Below are 21,196 nucleotides of genomic sequence, written 5' to 3'. Positions count from 1 at the left end.
TGAAACGAGCTATATCCGTACCGGACCTCGAACTTCGATTCCGGTACGCACATGGATTTTTTGACCCTCCTGCAATCGGTGCCACTGTTGCTGGCGATGGCCAAGGGGGCGCTGCCGTCGGTGGCGGCGCTTGGCGCGTCGTTCGGCCAGTGGGTTGTCTCGCTGCCGCCATGCCGGGACTTCACCTTCGAGGCGACCAGCTATCTCGTTTGCGAGGTCGATCCGAAACGATATCAGCTCGAGCTGTTCTGGAAGGATGCGGCGGGCAAGCCGTTTCAGTCGCTGCACAATCTGCATGCCGCGCAACAGGCGATCGGGCGCACGATGCTGTTCGGCATCAATGCCGGCATGTATCACCCGAACCTCGCGCCGGTCGGTCTCTATGTCGAGCGCGGCCGGGAGATGGCGTCGGTGAAAACGGGTTCGGGAAGCGGCAACTTTTCCCTGCAGCCGAACGGCATTTTCTACATACGCGACGGCAGGGCCGCGGTCCGCGCCACCAGGGACTTCGTGAAGAGGCGCCCGACCGTCGACTATGCAACGCAATCGGGGCCGATGCTGGTGATCGACGGCAAGCTGCATCCGAAATTCCAGGCCGACGGTACCTCGCGGAAAACCCGCGACGGTGTCGGCGTGCGAAAGGATGGCGTCGCGGTCTTTGCGATTTCGAATGGCACGGTGACCTTTCATGCCTTTGCCCGGCTTTTCCGCGACGCGCTCGGTTGCGATAACGCGCTGTTCCTCGACGGCACGATATCCAGCCTGTTTGCGCCTGCCATCGGCCGCAAAGACGACTACTGGAATCTCGGGCCGATGATCGGCGTTTTCAGGAAGTCCTAGCCGGTTTTCCACCGCGCTTACCCGCACGCGGTATGGCGAAAAAAACTTGATTCAAACTTTATTGGTAATTTCTCATTCATAACTGATCCGGTTTGTCCGTCGGCTGTCGTTTTGCCCTCGGTCTGTTGTGTTTTGAGTACAGGTCCAGATGCGGATTCCGGGCGTCGTCAGTTTTTTGATAGCATCGCTATGCCTTGCCGGCTGCTCGTCAACGGCCGGCGTCGATGCGCTGGATTTGCAGAAACCCTCCAACGAGACCACCAGTTCCGTGATCCGGCCGCCGGCACCGATCGCCGCTGCTCCGGCGGCAAGGGGTAACAGGGCGAGGGCCGGATTGGCTCCCATGTCTGACAACGGTCCGGGGGAAAAAACGCGCCCGTTCGGCTTGGCGGAGGAGGAAGAGACGGGGGTGTTTGCCGCACCTGATGCGCCTGATCCCCAAGTGCCTGATGTCGGCGGGCTGCCGGTCGAGCCGGCAGCCTTGGTGTCGCCGCCCAAGCTATTGACCCGCGCGGCACCGGCCATGCTTGCCGGGCCGCTCACCCGTTACGGTTTTCGCGACGCCAAGCCGATCAATTTCGGCAAGGGTTCGCCTCGCCGCCTTGCAGTGCACGGCGTCGACGTCTCGCGTTGGCAAGGCAACGTCAACTGGGACAAGCTGCGGGCGCAGGGCGCCAACTTCGCCTACATCAAGGCGACCGACGGTGGCGACCACCTCGATCCGATGTTCATGAAAAACTGGCGCAACGCCGACGCCGCCGGCTTGAAGCGCGGCGCCTACCATTTCTTCTACTGGTGCCGCACGGCGGGCGAGCAGGCGGACTGGTTCATCCGCAACGTGCCCAGGGTCGAAGGCGCGCTGCCGCCGGTGATCGACGTCGAGTGGAACGGCGAGTCCAGCTGCAAGCGGCGGCCGTCGCGCGAAAAGGTGCTGGAAAAGATGCAGGTGTTCATGGACAAGCTGGAGCGCTATTACGGCCAGCGGCCCATCATCTACACCGCGCCCGATTTCTACCGCGACAATCTCAGGGGCGAATTCCTCGACTATCCGTTTTGGCTGCGTGCGGTCGCCCAGCATCCGTCAAAGGTCTATCCCGGCCGCAAATGGCTGTTCTGGCAGTATTCCGGCTCCGGCCTGTCGCACGGCGTCACTGGCCGCATAGACCTCAATGTCTTCCATGGCGACGAACGGCAATGGCGCGCCTGGGCCGGCGGCCGGCAGACGGTAGCCGACGCCAACTGAGACAAGCTATCAGGCTTGGCGTCGTTCGCTTTCTCGGGTGTCCGCCGATCCTCGACCTCTTCGCCGCTCCCTTCAGGACCCGCTCACGCGGCCTGCTTGACCAGCGTGCGCTGTCGGACCATTTCAAGCGCGATATCGGACTGCTCGATGGACACGCTTCCGCCGGCAGCATTCGCTGAGGAAAGTGTCTGGCTCTTTGACCAACAAGGACGCATGGGAGGAAAAGATGGGTGTGTCATCGGAGGCTCTGGCACAGAGCCGTCAAACGATCAGCGCTTACGAGGATTATGCGGAACAATATGATGCCATCGTGCGCAATGTTCCCAACGAGAGGGAGCAGGCATCGCTCAAGCGCCTGGTGGCAATCGCCGGCACAGGCGGTCGGATTTTGGAAGTCGGGTCCGGAGCCGGATACGATGCGGATTTTCTGGAAAATTTGGGCGTCAAGGTTCGGCGCACCGACGCGACCAAGCGGTTTCTCGAGCTGCAGGCCGCGCGTGGTAAGCATGGCGAGTTGCTCGATCTCATCACCGATGATCTCGGCGGCCCCTACGACGCGGTCCTTGCCCTATGCGTCCTGATCCACGTGCCTCGCGACCAGACCGACCAGGTGCTTGCCAAGATAGCCGGGTCGCTGCGCCCGGGCGGCGCCTTCCTCGTCTCGATGCGCAATGGCGATGGCGAGACATCAGGCGAATATCACATGGTCTACTGGCGCAGGGACGACTTCGCCGCCCGTCTCGAAGGCGCCGGGCTGGTCCTCATCAGGGACGATTTCAACGTCGGCCGCAATAGCGAAGAATGGAACACGTTCCTGGCCGTGAAGCCTGCATAACGCGGCGTGGGCTGTTGCCGTTTGCGCTGCTCAGCCTTTTCAGATTTGCGAAAATACAAGACATTGCCGCCGCCATGCTGTCTATGTGCGGGTTCCTGCACTCCTGGGGGGAGACGAGTTGGAACTCAAGATCATGCTTGTCGGCTTTGCCTGCGTGGTCGCGGGCGCGCTGTCGTTCATCACCTTCATGAAATGGCGAGAGGTGAAGGCACTCAGCCGCTGGCTGCCGACGCCGGGAAAGATCATCTCGTCGCGCGTCGAGGCACGCGAGGTCAGAAGCTCGGGCGTTGGTTCGGACAGCACTGATACCACCGAAATGCGCAATTTTCCGGCGATCACCTTCGAATACAAGGTCGGCGGCAAGAAATTTCAAAGCTCGCGCTACAGCGTGAAGGAGAATTTGGGGAATTTCGAAGTCACCGAAACCCTTGCCCAGTTTCCCCGCGGCGCGGAGGTGACTGTCTTCTACAATCCGGCCGATCCGAGCAAAGCCGTGATCGAGCGCACCATGCCCGAAGGCGCCTTCAAGTTCATGATCCAGCTCTCGGCCGGGCTGGTGGTCGGCGCGCTGGTTCTGGTGTTTTCCGTCGGCGGCGTCCTGGAGGCGATCAGGCCGCATTTGCCCAAGCCGCAGAACCTCGGCGCGGGAGCGCTGCTGCTGTTCATGGGCCTGTTTGCCTTGCGCATGGGCTTCGTCCAGAAATCGATGGCCGAGCAGGCGGCAAAATGGCCGGTCACTGCCGGCCGCATCGATGCCTCGGGCCTGCAGGCGCTCCGAAACCATTCAGGCTATGGTCGCTGGCGCACCGTCTTCAAATCCCGCATCGTCTACTCCTATGACGTCGCCGGCCAGCGCTACAGTGCCGATCGTGTGACCTTCGGCGGAACCGTGACGGCTTCGTTGCCCGGCCTCGTCGGCGGCCAGGCACGGCAGTATGTCGAAGGCAGCAAGGTCGACGTCCACTATGACCCCGCCAACCCCGGCTCGGCGGTGCTGGAATGCCGGGTACGGGGGCTCTGGCTGTTATGGATCTGCTCGGCAGGCTTTCTCGGTGGCGCCGCCTTTCTGGTCGGCCTGGTCTGAGGCGCCGGACGCCTTCAACAGCGGACGAGCGGTCCGCTGTTGAAGCCAGGCCAGGTGAACCGCAGCGTGGCCCCATGCCTGACGATATGGATGACACGCGCGAACGGCTCCTCGATCGACGGGTCGGAACCGTAGCATTGGCTGGCATGCACCACCCAGCCGGTCGAGCTTTTGCGAAATGTCGCCTGCTCGCAGCCGAGATCGGGGAACGACAGCGACGCCTGGTCCACTGTGAACACAGTCTCGCGTTGGATGTCGGGAGCCGCGTGGCAGTTCAGCCTGTCGCTAGACCATGTCCCAACATAAGGCGGCGCCGCCAGCGCGGAGCCACCGGCGAATGCGGATATTGCCGTCGTCATCACCAAACGCCGCATCACCACTCCTTCGATCAGTGCGCTCGACCATACAGGCTGGTGGGATTTTGCGTGGACAAGTTTTGTCCAGGAGCGGACAAACGCCGCCGTTCCGGATTTTGCTATGCTTTTGCGCGGATGATGCGACTGTGCGGGCCGACTCAACGCTTTCCCAGAGACATTGGATGATCACCCGCATACTGGCCTTCTTCCTCCTGGGCCTGCTCGGCCCGATGCAGGCGGCCTTGGCAAAAGAATGCCTCCTGAGCCACGCCACCTATCAGGAGCCGCGCTCGGGTGCCGTCGTGCAATTCCGGCCGCTCGCCAACGAGCCGGCGGCGCTGACGGCCGAAGTGTTTTCGCTGGCCGTGCCCAACACCGGCACGAGCCTGCCCGCCGACATCACCTGGACCAACGGCAAGAATTCCTTCCCGCTCGGCACCATTCGCCACGCCTGCACCGACGACGACCGGGAAGGCGGCCTGCAGGACGGTAGCGGATTGTGCAGGCTATGGGAGGGCCAGGTCTATGCCTTGACCGGCGGCGGCGCCGAGCAGTTGAATTCGCGCGAAGCGACACCGGCGCCGAGAGGGCTGCTCTTGCCCGGTTTCGGCGTGGCTTTCACCGAAGGAGCCGATTTCGCCAATGCCAATCCAGGCGGTTCGGCCTGGGACGCCTTCATTTTAACAGGATGCAGCGATGAATAGCGTGCGATCGACCATCTGGGCCAGTGCCCTGCTTGCATCCGCGACGATACCAGCCATGGCGGACGAGCCGGCCCCGTCGCGCCCGCCCATCGACAAATGCGCCTGGGAAAAATTGTCTGACAAAACTGTCGGGCTGGCCGCCTGGACGCAGCGCTGCGATTTCGGCTTCCGCCAGATCCATTTCGAATTCGCCGGCAAAGCGCTCGCCATCAAATACAGCGACGGCGGCGCGGCTGACCCTCTTGCCGAGGTCTTTGACATCAAGCCTGGCGAAACCGCCGAGGCTGCGTTGCAGCGCCTGTTCCTGGAAAAGACCGACAAAGCCGTCAGGCGCCCGCTGTGTGCTGGCGCCTTACACCGAGGGCACGGTACCCGCCGGCGTCAAACGCTACACATTCAGCCCCGACGCCGCCTATGCGAAAGAGCTGAAAGCACTTGCCAGCTCCGACGAGATTCCCGAACCGCCCTGCGGCGACTGGGGTGAAATGCCTGACGGCATGCAGTATTTCGAGGTGCCCGCGGGTGAGGGGCACAGCCTGCTTTTTGTGCGCATCGGCCAGGACGAGCCATTGTTTGACGAGCAGACGCTACGCGTCTTGCCGAGGGGGTGAGAAGCGCTTTCTCGCCAGGTCAGGCGGATTCGGTCACCGCACCGATCCGCCGGTAGACGAATGCTTCTTCTCTCGAAGGAACTGTGGCAATGCGCCTGGCTTCGTCGATCAGCATTGCCATGCGAGCATGGATCGGCGATTTCGCGCAAGCCGGGTCCGTTGCAGCGGCATCGCCGGCGATCGCCATCGCCTGGCAGCGGCAGCCGCCCCAGTCGATCTCGCGCCGCTCACAGCCGCGGCATGGCTCCTGCATCCAGTCCGTACCGCGAAAGGCATTGAACGCCGGGGAATCGGCCCAGATCGAGGACAGCCTGCGTGGTTCGAAACGCTCGAAGCTGAGCGACGGGATCGTCTGTGCGGCATGGCAGGGCAGTACGGTGCCGTCAGGCGTCACCATGAAGGCGTCCCGCGCCCAGCCGCCCATGCACGGCTTGGGATAGATCGCGAAATAGTCCGGCGTCACAAAATCGATGTTGATGATGCCGGCCAACCGCTCCTGTGCCTCCGCGACGATCTCCGCCTGCCTATCGACCGCTTCACGCTCCGGCATCAGTTGATCGCGATTGGTTAACGCCCAGCCGGCATATTGCACATTGGCGATCTCGAGCCTCTCCGCGCCCAACGAAAGGGCGAGATCGATGAATTCCGGCACCTCCTCGATGTTATGGCGATGGATCGGCGCGTTGATGGTTAGAGGCAGACCGGCCGCGCGCGCGCGGCGTGCCGTCTCCAGCTTCTTTTCGTGGGCACCCTTGTGGTTGCCGATGCGATCCGTGGTCGCCGGCCGCGCGCCCTGAAAGCTCAGTTGCAGATGGTCTAGACCGGCTTCGGCAAATGCCTCGACACGGCCCTCGACGATGCCAACGCCCGCGGTAATCAGATTGGTGTAGACGCCGCGCCCCGCAAGCCCGGCGATCAATTGCTCGAGGTCGCGGCGCAGTGTCGGCTCGCCACCGGACAGATGCACCTGGAGCACTCCGAGATCGGCGGCCTCCGAGAACAGGGCGAGCCAGGTCTCTGTGTCGAGTTCGCGATTGGCCTTGAGCAGTTCGAGCGGATTGGAGCAATAAGGGCATTGCAGCGGGCAGCGATGCGTCAGTTCCGCCAGCATGCCGATTGGAGGGAGGAGGGGCGTGCTCATAGCCTCACCAGCAGCTTGTCCGACCATTCCTGCAGGAAGGCGATGACGTCGGTCGCCACGGCCTCCTGTTCGGCCTCATAATCGGCGGCAAGGCCGGCAATGATGTCGCCGACCGTGGACCGTCCATCGCAGCGTCGCAATATGTCGAGACTGACATCGTTCGGCCAGAATATCTTTTCCGGTGAAAGCACGGCGAATGCCTGCCGCAAGGGATCGTATTGTATGCGCACGTGCTTCGGCAGCGAAGGTACCGATCGCAACGACACCACAGCTCTTTCGCGCAGCGCCGTCATAGGGCTGCCTCGGGCTGGAAGGCGCCGGGCGGTATGTTTCCCCGCTCGCCATAGGCGTGTTGAAGCGCGTCAAGCATGGCCCAGAGTATATCGCATTTGAACACCAGTGCATCGATTGCCTGCTGCTGGCGCTCCGCCGTATCGGCGTGGCTGAGCACGTAGGCAAGGGCGAAGTCGGCGTCACGCGAGGCCTGTTCGGGCCGTTGCTTGAAATAGGCAAGCGTATCCTCGGTGATGTAGTCGTATTTGGCCAGCATTGCCGGCACCCGCTCGCCGATGATGAGTGGCGAGAACATCTCGGTCAGCGAGGACGCGACCGCCTCGAACAGCGTCCGGTTTGTGCAAAAGGAAAGGTAAGCGCCCACCGCGAAGCGTGTCGCCGGCAGTGCCAGCCTTTCGCTCTTCACGGCCTCGGCGTCCAGGCCGAGTGAAGTTGCCAGATACAGCCAGCGCGCGATGCCGCCGCTCCAGCCGTCCTCGCCGTCATGATCCTCGATCCGCTTGCGCCACGCGGCACGAAACGCTGGATCCTCGGCATGTACGAGTATCATGGCATCCTTGCGTGGGATGACCGCCTGATAGCAATAGCGGTTCAGCGCCCAAGCCTTCATCTCGGCCTTCGACAACGCGCCGCTGGTCATCCTGTGGTGAAAGGGATGACGATTGTGATAGCGCTCGGCGCCAACCTGCCTCAATACGGCTTCGAGAGCGCTCGTGGAGAGTCCGCCTTTGGCTGCATCGCGGAAGTCGCTCAAAATTCCATCTCCATACCGTCGTTTGCGATTTCCCAGCCTGCCGCCTTGACCGCCGCGTGCTCGGCGGAATTCTCGTCTAGGATGGGGTTGGTGTTGTTGATGTGGACGAAGACGCGACGGCCGACCTTCACATCGGCCAAGCCCGCAATCGAACCCAATTCTCCCGAGATCGCCAGATGCCCCATGCGCGCGCCGGTTTTCTGACCGACGCCGGCGACGATCATCTCGTCGTCGGTGTAGACCGTGCCGTCGAACAAAAGACAGGCGGCATCGGTGAGACGCGCGCGTAGCCGCGCATCGATGCGCGCGCAGCCTGGGATATAGAAGACGGAGCCGCGGCTGCCGATGCCGGCAATTCGGACTCCGATCGTGTCACCTGCGTCGGAGCTGAAATTGGCATCCGGATGGTCTCTATCCTCCAGATAGAGTGCTATCTTCCCGGGCACGGGAAAGGGCTCGATCATTACGCCGGTATCGCGGCCTTCTGCGTCGCAGATGGCCAATTCTTTCGCCGGCGGCAGGATGCGCCGCGGCACAAGCGCTGGATCGAGAACGTTGAAAATCGAATTCGCCTCCAGCGTTGCCAGAACCTGCGCCGTTGCATAGATGGCGAAAGGCTGCCGCTCGCGCAGGCTGAGCAGTCCGGCGATATGATCGACGTCGGCATTGGTCAGCACCACAGCGCGAATAGGTGTCGAGCGCAGCGGCGCATCGCCCGCAGGCTGCAATTCAGGTGTTGCAGCGATTTGCTGGCGAATGTCGGGCGAGGCATTGAAAAGAACCCAGCCCAACCCGTCCGCCGAGGCGGCGACACTTGACTGGGTTCGTGGATGCACGCTTGCCATGCCGGAGCGAGCCGCACGACTGAGACGGTAGTTGCAGTTCCATTGCGGAAAGCCGCCGCCCGCCGCCGATCCGATGATCCTCAAATGCATGAAAATGCCCGCGCGCCGGCTTCTCTGACCTGCAGGCAATTTGCAGTCACAAACAACACTCCGCGCGCTTTGCGTGCGTCAAAATCTTTCACGAAAATCCCATGCGGGGAGGGGATGCGCGCCCCTGTCGCCAGGGACGCGCACCTCTGCGGCCTACTTCTTGGGAGTAATTTCAGCAGGCAGATACCGTGAAATTTCGAAGCCAGCGGCAACCTGACACATGGTCGGTTTTTTCCAGTTCTTCTTCATGACATTTCTCCTGTTATACCAGCCCGAAGGGACCGATCCTGTCGTTAGCCAACCATTGCAGGGCACCGACGCAATGGCTCGTCCATCAAGTTTCAAAATGGACAAATGAAACAATAGGTTTTGAAAAATTGAAAACAAACTATCGAGAATAATTGCAGTCCTCCCTTCAATTGTTCGTTGCGTAGGGTTTCTTCTCCTCTAGTGGAAGGTTTGCATCATCCCACCCATCGGCGCCGAGCGGATACCAGATTACTGAACTGTAGCCCCACTGGACGGCCCGTTTCGCCGCATTCCACGACATCCAGCAATTCGTCATGCAGTAGAACAGAATCGCGCGCGACTTGTCCGTCCCGGCCTTGGCCGCGAGGCCTTGGCGAAAATAGCTGGCGGTCTCCTGCGAAATAGCGCCGTATCCCACATTGGCCAGCCATATGCTGCCTGGAATGTCCTTTCTGACCTTGTCTCTCCATATCGTCCCTGCCGGCAAATTGGCCGGTTTGGGCGTGTCCGGCATCACGTCGAAGAAGATCGCCTTTTTCGCTCGCCACAGCGCTTCCGCTTCCATCGTCGTCACCACCCTCGCGCCTTGCAGCGTCCGCGGCACCGGCGCCCGATAGTCGTCCATCCGGAAACCGCTGGGTTCGGCGATGTCGCCAGCCCATGTCGGCTCGGCCAGACCCAGAAGGCTCGCGGCGACCAGCACGAAAATAGTCTCCCTTCCATTCATTGGGTAATCAGGTTGTCGTGTTCGTCGATCAGCGGCACGTTGTAGCTCAGCAGGATCCTGGTGATCTCCGCCTGGTTTTCCCTGATCACCCGGTTGAGCGTCCGCTTCCATTCCTGGTCCGACGGACGTACGCCCATGGTGATGCGGTAAGACATGCGCGAGCCGGTTTTTTCCTTCACCAGTGGAACGATCGTCACATCAGCTCCGAGTTCCTTGGCGTAGTAACCTGCCATCGGTCCCCACAGCACCGCCGCATCGATCTTGTGTGCCAGCATGTCCTTGATCATGACCTCCCCCATTGATGGGGTGACGCGCGTATCCACCGCAAGCGGATAGATCTTGGCGGTCCGCAGAAGCTTGTTGGCGGCCATGTTGGCGGTTGGCGGCGTGCTTTCAACGACGCCGATCGTTTTGCCTGTGAGTCTGGGATCCTCGATCGTTTCCACGCCTTCCATATCGTGGCTTTTCGGATGCACCAGCACATAGGCGGAGCGATAGTAGGCGTTGGTGTTCTGCACCAGCTCATCGCCTTGAGCATAGCCCATGATGATGTCGCATCGGTTGGCCCCCAACGTATTGCGCACGAAGCCGGTGATCGTGGGAAACCAGGTGTAGGAGACGGACTTGCGCCCGGTTTTCGCGGCAACCAGTTCGGCCAGCTTGTTTTCGAAGCCTTCGCCGCTCTTGTCGGTGAAGGGCATATTCGAGGGATCGGCGCAGACGCGCAGAATGTCAGGGTCGACCAGTTCTCCCGCCGCGCCAAGGCCGGCGCTTTGCGCATGCGCGTTCGACGGCAGCAAGGCGAGTGTGCCGAGGATCGGCAGGACGACGCGCAGCTTCAATGCATCGCGGCCGATCATGTCATCCACCCATGCAGGATGCTTCGGCATCCTTCGCCGCCTGGGCCTTGTCTTCGTGCTTGGGCGGCCTTCCGCGGGGCGCCGCGCCATCCGCGCGCGCGCGCAGATAGACGTAGAGATCGTCCAGGTAGCAATAGACGTTCTTGTTGTCGCCAAAGGCAGGCATGACGTTTTCCTTGCCGCCGCCGACATTCTTGCGGCCTTCGGCGACGATCGAGAGGAATGTGGCGTAATCCATGGTTTTCAGGCTGTTGACCAAAGCCGGCGCATAGCTCGAACCTGTCGCGTCCTGTCCGTGGCAGACATGGCAATCGGAATGATACCGGCGGTAGCCGCTGAACGTGTACCAATCGACGGTTCCGTTTTCGATCTTGTAGGTCGGATTTCCATCCGCATCCAAATACTTGCCGCCTTCTTCCTTTACCGCCTTGGCTTTTTCCATGCTGTCGTCGGCCCGGGCGAGGCTCGAGCTTGCCAGAGGCAGCAGAGCCAGGACGAAAGCCGAAATTACAATGCGAACGGACATTCAAACGCTTCCTTCATTTGCCAATGGACACGGTTTTGCTGTCGCGACCGGCATTGATCGGTGTTTTTGGGTGCGTAACCGAATCGAGAGCCCGGCCATGGCTTCCGGATGTCCGGGCTCTCGTTCTTCAAGCCTTTGGTCTCACAAGACCTGAGGCATGCTCAAGGTTCCCAGCGCATCAATCCGGGAGACCGAAGACGGTGAGCTGACCGCCCAGCGTCGTGTAGTCGGCAAGTGCCGCGTAGCCGCCGACGGCACCCAGGCCAGCTGTACCAACGACAGCGGCTTGGTCGCCTTGCGCGCGGCCCTGATCGACGGCGCCATGCCAGGCAGCGGCGTTGTCAGGCGAAAGCAGGCCGCCTGCCAGGCCGATACCAGCCCATCCACCGACGCCCGACAGAACGGCGATATACTGCTTGCCGCCCTGCTCGTAGGTCGTGATGTTGCCGATGATGCCGGACGGGGTCTTGAACTTGTAGAGTTCCTTGCCGTCCTTATCGACCGCCTTGATGTAGCCTTCGAGTGTACCGTAGAAGACGACGTCGCCATCTGTCGCCAACGCGCCCGACCACACCGAGAACTGCTCGGGCTTCGACCAGACGATCTCGCCCTTGGCCGCATCCCAGGCAATGAAGTTGCCCATGTTGCCGTCGCCGCCAGGTGCGGGATACATCGACACGGTGGCGCCAACATAAGGCTGACCGGCGGTGTAGCTCACCTTGTAAGGCTCATAGTCCATGCAGACATGGTTGGTCGGGACATAGAACAGCCCGGTCTTCGGCGAATAGGCCGCCGGCTGCTGGTCCTTCGTTCCAAGCGCCGCCGGGCAGATGCCCGTCGAGTTGGTGTCTTCGCCGTTCTGCTGGGTCGAATATTTCGCCACGACCTGCGGGCGACCATACTGTTCGCTCTTGGGGTCCATGACGACTTCGGTCGCCCAGTTCACGGCCGGATCGTATTTCTTGGCGACGAGAAGGTCGCCGGTGGCGCGATCCATGGTGTAGGCAAAACCATTGCGATCGAAATGCACCAGCACGTCGTGCTTGGCGCCGTTGACCTCCATGCCATCGACGAGGATCATCTCGTTGATGCCGTCATAGTCCCATTCGTCATGCGGGGTCATCTGGTAGAGCCATTTGGCAACACCAGTATCCGCATCGCGGGCCATGATCGTCATCGACCAGCGATTGTCGCCGGGGCGTTGGACCGGGTTCCACGTCGAGGGATTGCCGGTGCCATAGTAGACCAGGTTCAGCTTGGGATCATAGGAATACCATCCCCATGTCGTGCCGCCGCCGGTCTTCCACTGCTCGCCTTCCCAGGTGTTCGTGCCGGAATCCTTGCCAACCGGCTTGCCGAGTTGCGTGGTCTTCTCGGGATCGATCAGGGTGTCTGCGTCCGGACCTTCCGAATAGGCTTTCCAGGCGAGTTTGCCATCTTTCAGATTGTAGGCGGCCAGCCAGCCGCGAACGCCGAATTCGGCGCCGGAGACGCCGATGAGCACCTTGTCCTTGACGACGACGGGGGCAGCCGTACCGGATTCGCCTTTGCCGCCATCGGTCTGGTCGCCGTTCTTGACCGACCAGACGACCTTGCCAGTCTTCGCGTCGAGGGCGACGACCGTGGTGTCGGCCTGATTGAGAATGATCTTGCCGTCACCATAGGCAACGCCACGGTTGACCGTATCGCAACACATGATCGGAATGACGTTGGGATCCTGCTTGGGCTCGTATTTCCAGAGGATCTTCCCGTCATTCTTGAGATCGAGCGCAAAGACATTGTTCGGGAAAGGCGTGTGGACATACATCACATCGCCGATGATAAGCGGTCCACCCTCGTGGCCTCGTAGCACGCCGGTGGAAAAGGTCCACTTGACCTGCAGGTTCTTCACATTGTCCGCAGTAATCTGGTTGAGTTTGGAATAGCGGGTGTTGGCGTAGTCACCCGTCTGCATTGCCCAGTTCTTCGAATCCGAAGCCAGCTTTGCAAGGTCCTCGTTAGCCGACGCCGTATAGGCCGCGCCGAGCGACAGAAACGCCGCAGTCGTTAGAATATAGGTAGCTTTCGTAAGTACACGCATCCGAATTCCTCCCGAGGTTCATAGTGATGAATCATTTGCTGAGCCCACAAGGGCTTGCCCAAGCGATTCACGGGGGGGAAATATTTCCGGCAGCGTGTCACGACCTAAGCCAGATGTGCAGAGGGCACCGTTACTGCCCACCTCACCTTGGCCTACGAAAGACTGTCGCCGCTCCCTAATGACGGTGACGCCCTTGAAGCCGGAAACAGGGTGAGGCTATGTCATCGTAAAAGGCTAGGCAAGCAAAAAAGCCTGCTGGTGTTTTTGCACCGCAATATCGTAAATGATGCGGTGCAATATAAGAAAATAAGCAGGACGGTATTTGTTAGATAAAGTATTTATGACCGCGAAATAACGATGGGGCACATAAAATTTAGTTATTTTTTGATTTTTACATTTCGCCTAAGCGTTGATTTTATTTGGAGGTATTCGCTTCGATGTCTCGGCATGGTCATGCGCGTGCTCCATTGGGAATCGATAGTGGGCCAAGCATGAGATGATCGTTGGAGTCGGGGCGTGGAGCAGGCCACGGAGCCGCCATGCGGAACCACGGTCGACAAGCCCCGCATTCCTCCTTTGGTCGCATACGGAAGCCATGGGCGCTTGACTGACTCTGCTGCACGTTGCCAACTGCCACGGTGATCCCGACTGGGCGCATCGCGCCTAGGCTAACCGGAGGTTTTCCCGTGATCAGATATGTTGGATTTTCGACTTTGCCGCTGCTCCTTGCCGCGCCGCTGGCCTTCGCAAACCCCGCGGGCGCCGCGGGTGATTACCCGACGGCAACGATCGCCGACTACGTGCTCGGCTGCATGCAGACGAACGGCCAGACACGTCAGGCGCTGGAAAGCTGTTCCTGCTCGATCGACGTCATCGCCTCGATCCTTCCCTACGACCACTATGAGAGAGCCGAGACTTTCAAGAGCATGTCTTTGACCACAGGCGAAAGCGCGGCGCTGTTTCGCGAAAGCGCACCGGCGAAGGCAGCCCGTACCGAATTGAAGCGCGCGCAGTCGGAAGCCGACGTGCGCTGCTTTTAGAGCCTGCTCCATCCGGAAGCCGGATGGAGCTCCGTCCTCTGCCTGGGCGTGATCTTCCCGAACGAGCTCCATTTTCGGGATCAAGTGGCAAGCACCCGGCAGTCCAGCGCAAGATATCGAGACTTCAGAGTCCCGCTGTCTCGAGCGGCCACTGATTGCGAAATGTTTTGCCGTCCGTATCGATCGCTTCAACCTGGATTTCGCCATTGCCGTGCACGGTGAAATCGAATCGGAAGTTGGGGTCTTCCGAAATCGATATTCCACCTTCCATGGAGAGGATCGGCCGGCCGGCTTGGGAGATCGACAGTTTCTGGACAAAATGCGCCGGTATGAAATATTGGGTCAGCGGATCCCGCTGCAGCCCCGAATTGTTAGGGTGCCGGATCATCAACTGCAGTTCCTCGGTCTTGGTCATCGTCTCTTTGGGCGGGAACTGGCGCAGCTTCATCTGACCCATTGTCGCGTTGGCCTCGTCCTGGTTCTTGACCGCAGGGGCGGAGCAGCCACCTGACGCCTTGACGAAGGTCTGTACCATATGGAGTTGACCACCCTGCGTCTCAGCGATGGCACGCAGATAGGAATAGTCGTTGACGCGCACGCGCGTCGACAGATGCGTCACGCCGGCATCCTTGCCGAGCTGGAACGTTGCCGCCACCGGTGCAGGGTTCGCGTCGATGATCAAGGTAACGGATTTGATGCCGTCTGGCGCCTTGGCTGGATCGAGATAGATGTCGACGGGCACGATGGCGGCATCCTGCGCCCGCTTCGGTGCTTCGATCCTGACGACGCCGGTATCGACCAGAATTGCCCGATCGCCGAACACGTCGCCCTTCAAGTCATGCCAGATTCTATCCGAGGACGCGGTTGTTTGCTGTGCGTTGGCGGCTCCCGAGGAGCCGAGCAACGTGCCGATGGTCAAGATGATCGCGGCGAAAACGGATGCGAGCGGCAAGGCGAGCTGCCGGCTCGAGTAAGCTTGATTTTGCATTTCGATGCCTCCACCAATGCAAGAGAGGTGGTGCCCAGGCTGGCGTTGAGGATAAGCCTTTGGCGACGCCTTGGCAAATCGCCGTGCTTTGCGGCCGCCTGGCGCATGTCGGCGTCGTCTATTCCCATTCGAGTTCGGCAAATGCGGCCGTTGCGTTGCGCTCGTTGTAATCGTCGAACAGGTGCCAATTGTCCCGTTCGCTTCCGCCTGCGGTTTTGACTGCTTCGCGCAGCGGCGTTCCGTCGGCGATCGCCTTGCGGATATCGCGCGCCAGAACCTCGAAATAGCGTCGCTCCCCCGCCAGTGCCTGTGGCCAGTCGGCCGTTACAGGACCATGACCTGGAACGACGCGCGCGGCGTCGATCGCGGTGAGTGCATCCATCTGGCGGAGCCATCCAAGCAGTGATCCGTCGAGCGTCGGCAAGGAGCCCATGAACACCAGATCGCCGGCAAAGAGCGTTCTGGTCGTGGTATCGAATACGGTCAGGTCGTTGTCGGTGTGCGCCGCCTTCCATGCCCGCAGTTCGATCGTGCGCCCGCCGAGGTCGAGTTGCAGGTGATCGTCGACCAGCCTGGTCGGCGACACGATCTCGACCCCCTCCATCAGCGCCTCGCCAAGCTGTTCGCGATAGTTGTGCAGATAGAACACGCCACGCGCGTCGAGGGCGCGCGGCAGATTGCGGTGACCGACGATGGTCGCGCCGATCTCCCTGAATGCCGCATTGCCGAAGATGTGGTCGGGGTGCATGTGGGTGTTGACCAGGAAGCGAACCGGCTTTGCGGTTACCTTTCCGATCGCGGCGAGAAAGGCGTGCGCCTCGATCAGGCTGCCACCGCTGTCGATGACGGCAACCGCATCGGTACCGACGACGGCGCTCAGATTGCAGATCGCACCGTCGTTGGCGGCGGTCATCAATTCATCCGTGCCCTGGAAGGCGAAGACGCCGTCGGCGATCTGCCTGAGCGAGAATCCCAGGTTGCCAGCCGCGGCTCGTCCGAGGCAGCACGGCAGCAAGGCGGCGCTGGCGGCGGTACAGGCGAAGCCACTCACAAGCCTGCGTCTTAGCCGATCGATCGACATGAAGGCCTCCGATATGCATTTCGCCTGCAGGCGATCAGGTGACGTCCGGAAATCTATGATGGAACGACCGCAGAAGGTCGCTCATCACCTGCGAATTGCGATGTTGCCGTGGCAACCGTACGTCGAACACGCCGAGCACATGGGTTGGCCGCGGCGCGAGCACGATGATGCGGTCCGACAGCATCAGTGCTTCGCGTAGATTGTGCGTCACCATCAAGGCGGTCGTGGGCCGTGCCGACCACACTGTCAAAAGCAGATGCCGAAGCCGCTCGGCGGTCTGTTCGTCGAGCGAGACAAAGGGTTCGTCCAGGAAAAGCACCGCCGGCTCCGTGGCGAAAGCCCTGGCAAGTGCTGCCCTGCGCGCAAGGCCGAGCGACAGTTCGGCAGGATAGAGCGAGCGCATGGCCGCGAGGCCGAGCGTGTCGAACAGCCCGTCGAGATTTTTCGCCCTCAAGCTTTTCGGCAACGCCAGCCTGACATTCTGCTCCACCGTTCGCCACGGCAGCAGGGTCGGTTCCTGGAATACGGCGGCGATGCGGTTCGAACCTCCTTGCGGCAACTGGAAGGAGCCGGAAAAGTCTTTGTCCAAGCCAAGCAGAATACGCAGCGTCGTGGTCTTGCCGCAGCCCGACGGTCCAAGCAAGCAGGCGAATTCGCCTTGCCGGACCTCGAAGGAAAGGTCCTGAAGCGCCGTGATCGAGACGCCTCGCGCGGACCTGAAGGTCTTTTCGGCGATGTCGACCTTAAGCGGGACGACGGCGCCAACGGGTTGCATGTCGTTCAACGGGCTGCACCAGGAGAAGTTCAATGACAAGCATCACCGCCACGAAAGCCAGCGTGTAGGCAAGAATGGCGGCGACATCGAAAAGCTGGAAATAGAGATGGATCTGGAAGCCGACACCGTTCGAGCGGCCGAGCAGTTCGACGACCAGGACGATCTTCCAGATGAGGGCGATGCCGGATCGCGACGCGGCGGCAAGATAGGGCTGCAGTTGCGGCAGCAGGATATGGCGGATGCGATCAAGGCGGCCGAAGCGATAGACGGTGGCCATTTCGGCGTAGCTTGGGTCAAGCGTCCTGGCGCCTTCACGCATCGTCACCACGACATTCGGGATCTTGTTCACCGCCACCGCGCCGATCGCCGCCGCCTCGTTGAGGCCGAACCAGATGTAGCCGAGGACGATGACCACCAGCGCCGGGATGTTGAGGAACAGGATCACCCACGGGTTGAAAAAACGGTCGACGCGACGATAGCTGCCGAGCAAAACGCCGATGACGGATCCGATGATCATTGCGACGATATACGCCGCGGCGACCCGGCCGAGGGTCACGCCGAGATGGTAAAAGAGGTCGCCGCTCGCAGCCTCCCTGAGAAGCACCTGCCAGACCTGCCCAGGTCCTGGAAAGGCACGGCTTGGCCAGACGCCTGCCGCAAGGTTCCACAGCAGGCAAAGCCCGAGCAGGGAAACCGCTACCGTCAGCGCGGGCGCCAGTGCCGTCGCCAGGCTGCGTCGGCCGGACATGCTCGGCGGGGCATCACGCGTGCCGTCGGTTTCCGATGCGGTCATTTCCAGGGTTCCTGCCAGAATGTGCCGGGCGCCATCTCCGGCGCGCTGCCGACCAGCTTCGCGCCGCCGATCGCCGCCAGCACATGGTATAGCCTGCCGGCGTCAGCCGCTTCCTCGGCGACCGACCGTCTGGGAATGCCCTGACGATAGCGATCGCGCAGTTTTTCCAGTTCCTTGCCTTCCGCGCGAATGATCGGCGCCAGGCGCAGCCATTCGTCATCGGATCTGGCCAGCAAGTCCTTGGCTTGCGCGGACGCTCTCACGAACCCCCTGACGGCATCGGGGTTCTCGTTCGCCCATTGGTCATGGAAGACGTAACCGAGCGCCGACACGGGTCCCAGAGCCCCAAGCGTCTTTGCCGCGTCATTCACGCCGATCAATCGACGGAAGCCATTGGCCTCGAGACGGGCGCAAAAATGCCAGAAATTCAGCACTGCATCGAGTTCGCCCTGTATCGCCTTTTCCGAAATCAGTGGCGGCGCGCCAAAGACGATGTCGCTGGTTGCCGACAGGTCGACGCCGAGATCGCGTCTGGTCAGCGCTTGTATCAGCAGCCAACTCTTGTCGAGCGGGCCGCCGGCGACGCCGATCTTCTTGTCCTTGAGATCGGCGACCGTCCGGATCGGTGAACCCTCCTTCACCATGATCGCGCCCACGGCGGTGGAATAGGGGAACAATGTGAGGTCGCCGCCTTCGGAGCGCTGGCGCGAGACCCATAGCCAGTCGGAGACGATCATGTCGATCGCGCCAGCCTGCATCGCGACGTTGGTTGCATCCTCGCCGGCGAAGTCGATGATCTCCAGATCGATCCCGTTCGCGGCATCGAACTTGTGCTGCCGTAGCGTATCGAGTTCCCAACTCACGGTTCCAAACTTCAGCACACCGAGGCGAATCCTGGCTGCCGCAACGGCTGGCCTGGTAGCAAGAACAGCGGCTGTCCCGAGAACCGCCAGACGCAACGTCATGCGCCGTGAAACCATCATGACACCTCCTCCCCAGGGTTCCGCGCTGCCAAATCAGATGGCTCGTTCCTTGCTCGGAAATGCGCATTTCCAGCGCATGACCTTGAGGGTCGGGTGTTCTTGAGACCATTTCGCGATTTCGCTGGGGGCAAGGAACATGCATTGGAACAGGGTGCCGCGGCTCTCGAAATAGAGATGTTCGTCTCGGCAATTGCTCGGATTGGCGCTGAGGCAAACCGTCAATATGAGATCGACCATGTCCATTCAGCACCTCTTGCGCGTTCCCAAACGCCCATCTCGGCGAGTCCAGCCCAACCAGGAGCCAGGACAAAACCGCCACTTGCCGGATTTCTCAAGGTGCCAATGGAGAAACCGGAATGAGGTCAAGCTACGCGCTCGCCCAATAGCCGTCAACAAAGACGAATGGACAGGATCCTTGAGAACCCAGGCCTCTAAACCTTTGTACGATTGACTTTCACAACATGCCGATTAGCTTCCAGGTGACGCGGCGCGGCTCCACGGGAGAAGCGGAATTTCCACGCCACCGCGTAAGGCGCATGCCGACGGATCAAAGGATCGGCATGCGCAAATCGTCCAGGGCACCCAGACGATCAATGAGGAAATACCATGCGCGCAATCGCATTTTTCGCAGTCATGTCCGTTGTGCCCTTCATCGCGAGCCAATCCCAGGCACAGGACGCGGCGGCGGGTGAGAAGGTCTTCGCCAAATGCAAGGTCTGCCATGTCGCCGACCAGGACAAGAACAAGGTCGGCCCGTCGTTGAACGGCGTCATCGGCCGAACAGCCGGCACGCACCCGGGGTTCAGCTATTCTCAGGCGATGGTCGCGGCAGGCAAGTCCGGCGTCAAATGGGATGAACCCACGCTGAAGACTTACCTTCACGATCCCAAGGCCATGGTCAAAGGAACAAAGATGGCGTTTGTCGGCCTCAAACAGGACGAAGACATCGCCAATGTCATCGCCTATCTGAAGCAATTCTCGAAATAGCGCGCCGCCGGCCGTTCGAACTTGCGTTCGGCCGGCGTTCGCCTACGCATCGGCTTGCAGCCCCTGCATTGCCGAAGGCAGATCGAAAAGGCTGTCGCAAACAAGATCGGCGCCAAGCTCTTCCACCGGAATGTGGCTGTAGCCGCCACGCAGCAGGATGACGGGCATGCCGGCGGCGCGTGCGGCGCCCAGGTCAGCGCCACTGTCTCCGACCAGCAGCGCGTCACCCGGGTCGACGCCTAGCTGTGCCAACGCCAGCAGCAGGGCATCGGGCGCCGGTTTCAGGTATGTCACCGCGTCTCCGCCGACGATCGCACCGAAATATTCCGTCAATCCGAAATGAAGCAGGATTTCGCGGGTCGCCAACTGCGGTTTGTTGGTTGCCACCCCCATGCTTACTCCGCCCAAATGAAAGTGGGTGAGGGCCTCCCTGACGCCAGGCATCAGCCTTGTCAGGCCGGTCAGATGCCGGCGGTAGATAGGCGCCATGACGCGGTTTGCCTCATCGAGAGCGTTGCCGAGCAGTGGCGCTCCCGATGCCGCGAAGGCTCGCTCGATCAGTTTCCTGACACCGCCGCCGATCATGGCCTTGACCCGGTCCAGGCGCAGCGGCGGCAGATCGCGGCTGGCCAGCAATTCGTTGACGGCGGCCGCTATGTCCGGTGCCGAGTCGACCAGCGTGCCGTCGAGGTCGAACAGGATCGCCTTCGGCGATCGAAGCGGCCTACCTGCGCCGACGTTCATGCGTCATCCTTCCACTTGATCGAGCAGCCGATCGAGGCGACCTGGTTCAGCGGCCCGTCGCCGGTTCGGGCAACCTGCTTCATCGCCTCGAACAGATCGCGTCTCAGCCCGGGCGCTCCGGCTTCTCGTCGCGAGGCGTCCAGCCGACCGCGATATTGCAATCCCAACTCGCTGTTGAACCCGAAGAAATCGGGAGTGCACACCGCCACGTAATCGCGCGCTACAGTTTGGCGCTGGTCGTGCAGGTAGGGGAAGCTGAAGCCGTTCGTCGTGGCGAAGAGCTTCATTTGGTCGAAGGAATCCTCGGGGTAGGTGTCGGCATCGTTCGAGTTGATCGCAACGAAGCCGATACCTTCGGCCTTGAGGTCGTTGGCATCGCGCACGATACGTGAAATCACCGCCTTCACATAAGGGCAGTGATTGCAGATGAAGGCCACGACCAGGCCGTTCGGGCCGGCCTGGCTGAGGATCGAATGCGACCTGCCGTCGACGCCGGGCAAAACGGCATCGATCGCGCGCCAGCCGAAATCGCAGACAGGGGGGACGGCCGCCATGCTTGCCTCCGA

Annotated in this window: 25 protein-coding genes; 8 read left to right on the top strand and 17 right to left on the bottom strand. The window is 61.1% G+C overall.

Annotated features, from left to right (window positions below; all coding sequences use genetic code 11):
* The first annotated feature begins 51 nt into the window (after positions 1 to 51).
* From LB559_RS01890 to LB559_RS01870, 4 genes are all read left to right on the top strand, one after another.
* Positions 52 to 840, top strand: a complete 789-nt coding sequence (locus LB559_RS01890) for a phosphodiester glycosidase family protein (protein WP_224672926.1) — start codon at positions 52 to 54, stop codon at positions 838 to 840.
* A gap of 148 nt (positions 841 to 988) precedes the next feature.
* The gene (locus LB559_RS01880) at positions 989 to 2,083 is read left to right on the top strand and encodes a GH25 family lysozyme (protein WP_411970021.1); all 1,095 of its coding nucleotides are present in this window, start codon (positions 989 to 991) and stop codon (positions 2,081 to 2,083) included.
* A gap of 226 nt (positions 2,084 to 2,309) precedes the next feature.
* The gene (locus tag LB559_RS01875; RefSeq protein ID WP_064995486.1) at positions 2,310 to 2,918 is read left to right on the top strand and encodes a class I SAM-dependent DNA methyltransferase; all 609 of its coding nucleotides are present in this window, start codon (positions 2,310 to 2,312) and stop codon (positions 2,916 to 2,918) included.
* A 118-nt stretch (positions 2,919 to 3,036) separates the two neighbouring features.
* Entirely contained in the window at positions 3,037 to 4,002 is a 966-nt protein-coding gene (locus LB559_RS01870) for a DUF3592 domain-containing protein (RefSeq protein ID WP_224672923.1), read from the top strand.
* A gap of 14 nt (positions 4,003 to 4,016) precedes the next feature.
* Here the strand turns inward: LB559_RS01870 and LB559_RS01865 are convergent, their stop codons facing one another.
* On the bottom strand, positions 4,017 to 4,376 hold the full coding sequence (locus LB559_RS01865; RefSeq protein ID WP_064995372.1) for a hypothetical protein: 360 nt from the start codon (positions 4,374 to 4,376) through the stop codon (positions 4,017 to 4,019).
* 164 nt (positions 4,377 to 4,540) lie between these two features.
* Here LB559_RS01865 and LB559_RS01860 point away from each other — a divergent pair, with 164 nt between their 5' ends.
* Positions 4,541 to 5,062 carry a hypothetical protein gene (locus LB559_RS01860; RefSeq protein WP_064995371.1) on the top strand — a complete coding sequence of 174 codons (522 nt, stop codon included), beginning with the start codon at positions 4,541 to 4,543 and terminating at the stop codon, positions 5,060 to 5,062.
* Between the two features lie 341 nt (positions 5,063 to 5,403).
* Positions 5,404 to 5,673, top strand: a complete 270-nt coding sequence (locus LB559_RS01855) for a hypothetical protein (RefSeq protein ID WP_224672922.1) — start codon at positions 5,404 to 5,406, stop codon at positions 5,671 to 5,673.
* A 19-nt stretch (positions 5,674 to 5,692) separates the two neighbouring features.
* Here the strand turns inward: LB559_RS01855 and pqqE are convergent, their stop codons facing one another.
* The 8 genes from pqqE to LB559_RS01815 all read right to left on the bottom strand — a co-directional run bounded on the left by pqqE (position 5,693) and on the right by LB559_RS01815 (position 13,113).
* Positions 5,693 to 6,814 carry a pyrroloquinoline quinone biosynthesis protein PqqE gene (pqqE, locus tag LB559_RS01850; RefSeq protein ID WP_024504365.1) on the bottom strand — a complete coding sequence of 374 codons (1,122 nt, stop codon included), beginning with the start codon at positions 6,812 to 6,814 and terminating at the stop codon, positions 5,693 to 5,695.
* Positions 6,811 to 7,107, bottom strand: coding sequence for a pyrroloquinoline quinone biosynthesis peptide chaperone PqqD (pqqD, locus tag LB559_RS01845; RefSeq protein WP_024504366.1), 297 nt, complete (start codon positions 7,105 to 7,107; stop codon positions 6,811 to 6,813). Before pqqD ends, pqqE begins: the two co-directional genes overlap by 4 nt.
* Positions 7,104 to 7,862, bottom strand: coding sequence for a pyrroloquinoline-quinone synthase PqqC (pqqC, locus tag LB559_RS01840; protein WP_063167843.1), 759 nt, complete (start codon positions 7,860 to 7,862; stop codon positions 7,104 to 7,106). The genes pqqD and pqqC overlap by 4 nt, the downstream gene beginning before the upstream one ends.
* Positions 7,859 to 8,797 carry a pyrroloquinoline quinone biosynthesis protein PqqB gene (pqqB, locus tag LB559_RS01835; RefSeq protein WP_224672921.1) on the bottom strand — a complete coding sequence of 313 codons (939 nt, stop codon included), beginning with the start codon at positions 8,795 to 8,797 and terminating at the stop codon, positions 7,859 to 7,861. Before pqqB ends, pqqC begins: the two co-directional genes overlap by 4 nt.
* 415 nt (positions 8,798 to 9,212) lie before the next feature.
* Positions 9,213 to 9,773 (bottom strand): PQQ-dependent catabolism-associated CXXCW motif protein, encoded by a 561-nt coding sequence (locus tag LB559_RS01830; protein WP_224672920.1) that lies wholly within the window; start codon positions 9,771 to 9,773, stop codon positions 9,213 to 9,215.
* The gene (locus LB559_RS01825) at positions 9,770 to 10,663 is read right to left on the bottom strand and encodes a quinoprotein dehydrogenase-associated putative ABC transporter substrate-binding protein (protein WP_013532072.1); all 894 of its coding nucleotides are present in this window, start codon (positions 10,661 to 10,663) and stop codon (positions 9,770 to 9,772) included. The genes LB559_RS01830 and LB559_RS01825 overlap by 4 nt, the downstream gene beginning before the upstream one ends.
* The gene (locus tag LB559_RS01820; RefSeq protein ID WP_013532071.1) at positions 10,635 to 11,159 is read right to left on the bottom strand and encodes a c-type cytochrome, methanol metabolism-related; all 525 of its coding nucleotides are present in this window, start codon (positions 11,157 to 11,159) and stop codon (positions 10,635 to 10,637) included. Before LB559_RS01820 ends, LB559_RS01825 begins: the two co-directional genes overlap by 29 nt.
* A gap of 178 nt (positions 11,160 to 11,337) precedes the next feature.
* A complete protein-coding gene (locus LB559_RS01815) occupies positions 11,338 to 13,113 on the bottom strand; it encodes a methanol/ethanol family PQQ-dependent dehydrogenase (protein WP_128278335.1) in 1,776 nt (591 codons plus the stop codon).
* Between the two features lie 812 nt (positions 13,114 to 13,925).
* Between LB559_RS01815 and LB559_RS01810 the strand changes: the two genes are divergently transcribed.
* Positions 13,926 to 14,279 (top strand): hypothetical protein, encoded by a 354-nt coding sequence (locus LB559_RS01810; protein ID WP_013532069.1) that lies wholly within the window; start codon positions 13,926 to 13,928, stop codon positions 14,277 to 14,279.
* Between the two features lie 124 nt (positions 14,280 to 14,403).
* Here the strand turns inward: LB559_RS01810 and LB559_RS01805 are convergent, their stop codons facing one another.
* The 6 genes from LB559_RS01805 to LB559_RS01780 all read right to left on the bottom strand — a co-directional run bounded on the left by LB559_RS01805 (position 14,404) and on the right by LB559_RS01780 (position 19,142).
* Positions 14,404 to 15,267: a quinoprotein dehydrogenase-associated SoxYZ-like carrier gene (locus LB559_RS01805; protein ID WP_063171999.1), complete on the bottom strand. Its 864-nt coding sequence runs from the start codon at positions 15,265 to 15,267 to the stop codon at positions 14,404 to 14,406.
* A gap of 118 nt (positions 15,268 to 15,385) precedes the next feature.
* Positions 15,386 to 16,348, bottom strand: coding sequence for a quinoprotein relay system zinc metallohydrolase 2 (locus LB559_RS01800; RefSeq protein WP_224672919.1), 963 nt, complete (start codon positions 16,346 to 16,348; stop codon positions 15,386 to 15,388).
* Between the two features lie 34 nt (positions 16,349 to 16,382).
* Positions 16,383 to 17,123, bottom strand: coding sequence for an ABC transporter ATP-binding protein (locus LB559_RS01795; RefSeq protein ID WP_013532066.1), 741 nt, complete (start codon positions 17,121 to 17,123; stop codon positions 16,383 to 16,385).
* Positions 17,092 to 17,916 (bottom strand): ABC transporter permease, encoded by an 825-nt coding sequence (locus LB559_RS01790; protein ID WP_027162619.1) that lies wholly within the window; start codon positions 17,914 to 17,916, stop codon positions 17,092 to 17,094. Before LB559_RS01790 ends, LB559_RS01795 begins: the two co-directional genes overlap by 32 nt.
* Positions 17,913 to 18,899 carry an ABC transporter substrate-binding protein gene (locus LB559_RS01785; RefSeq protein WP_024504373.1) on the bottom strand — a complete coding sequence of 329 codons (987 nt, stop codon included), beginning with the start codon at positions 18,897 to 18,899 and terminating at the stop codon, positions 17,913 to 17,915. The genes LB559_RS01790 and LB559_RS01785 overlap by 4 nt, the downstream gene beginning before the upstream one ends.
* A 33-nt stretch (positions 18,900 to 18,932) precedes the next feature.
* The gene (locus LB559_RS01780) at positions 18,933 to 19,142 is read right to left on the bottom strand and encodes a hypothetical protein (protein WP_013532063.1); all 210 of its coding nucleotides are present in this window, start codon (positions 19,140 to 19,142) and stop codon (positions 18,933 to 18,935) included.
* Positions 19,143 to 19,505: 363 nt separating this feature from the next.
* On the opposite strand from LB559_RS01780, the gene LB559_RS01775 reads away from it, so the two are divergent.
* Entirely contained in the window at positions 19,506 to 19,886 is a 381-nt protein-coding gene (locus LB559_RS01775; protein ID WP_024504374.1) for a c-type cytochrome, read from the top strand.
* A gap of 42 nt (positions 19,887 to 19,928) precedes the next feature.
* Here LB559_RS01775 and gph read toward each other — a convergent pair whose 3' ends face one another.
* Both gph and LB559_RS01765 read right to left on the bottom strand, forming a co-directional pair.
* Positions 19,929 to 20,630: a phosphoglycolate phosphatase gene (gph, locus tag LB559_RS01770; RefSeq protein WP_013532061.1), complete on the bottom strand. Its 702-nt coding sequence runs from the start codon at positions 20,628 to 20,630 to the stop codon at positions 19,929 to 19,931.
* Positions 20,627 to 21,184 carry a thioredoxin family protein gene (locus tag LB559_RS01765; protein ID WP_027162618.1) on the bottom strand — a complete coding sequence of 186 codons (558 nt, stop codon included), beginning with the start codon at positions 21,182 to 21,184 and terminating at the stop codon, positions 20,627 to 20,629. Before LB559_RS01765 ends, gph begins: the two co-directional genes overlap by 4 nt.
* Positions 21,185 to 21,196 lie beyond the last annotated feature (12 nt).

Source organism: Mesorhizobium sp. BR1-1-3 (assembly GCF_020165455.1).
Lineage (GTDB): Bacteria > Pseudomonadota > Alphaproteobacteria > Rhizobiales > Rhizobiaceae > Mesorhizobium > Mesorhizobium ciceri.
This window is presented reverse-complemented; position numbering and strand designations above follow the sequence as displayed.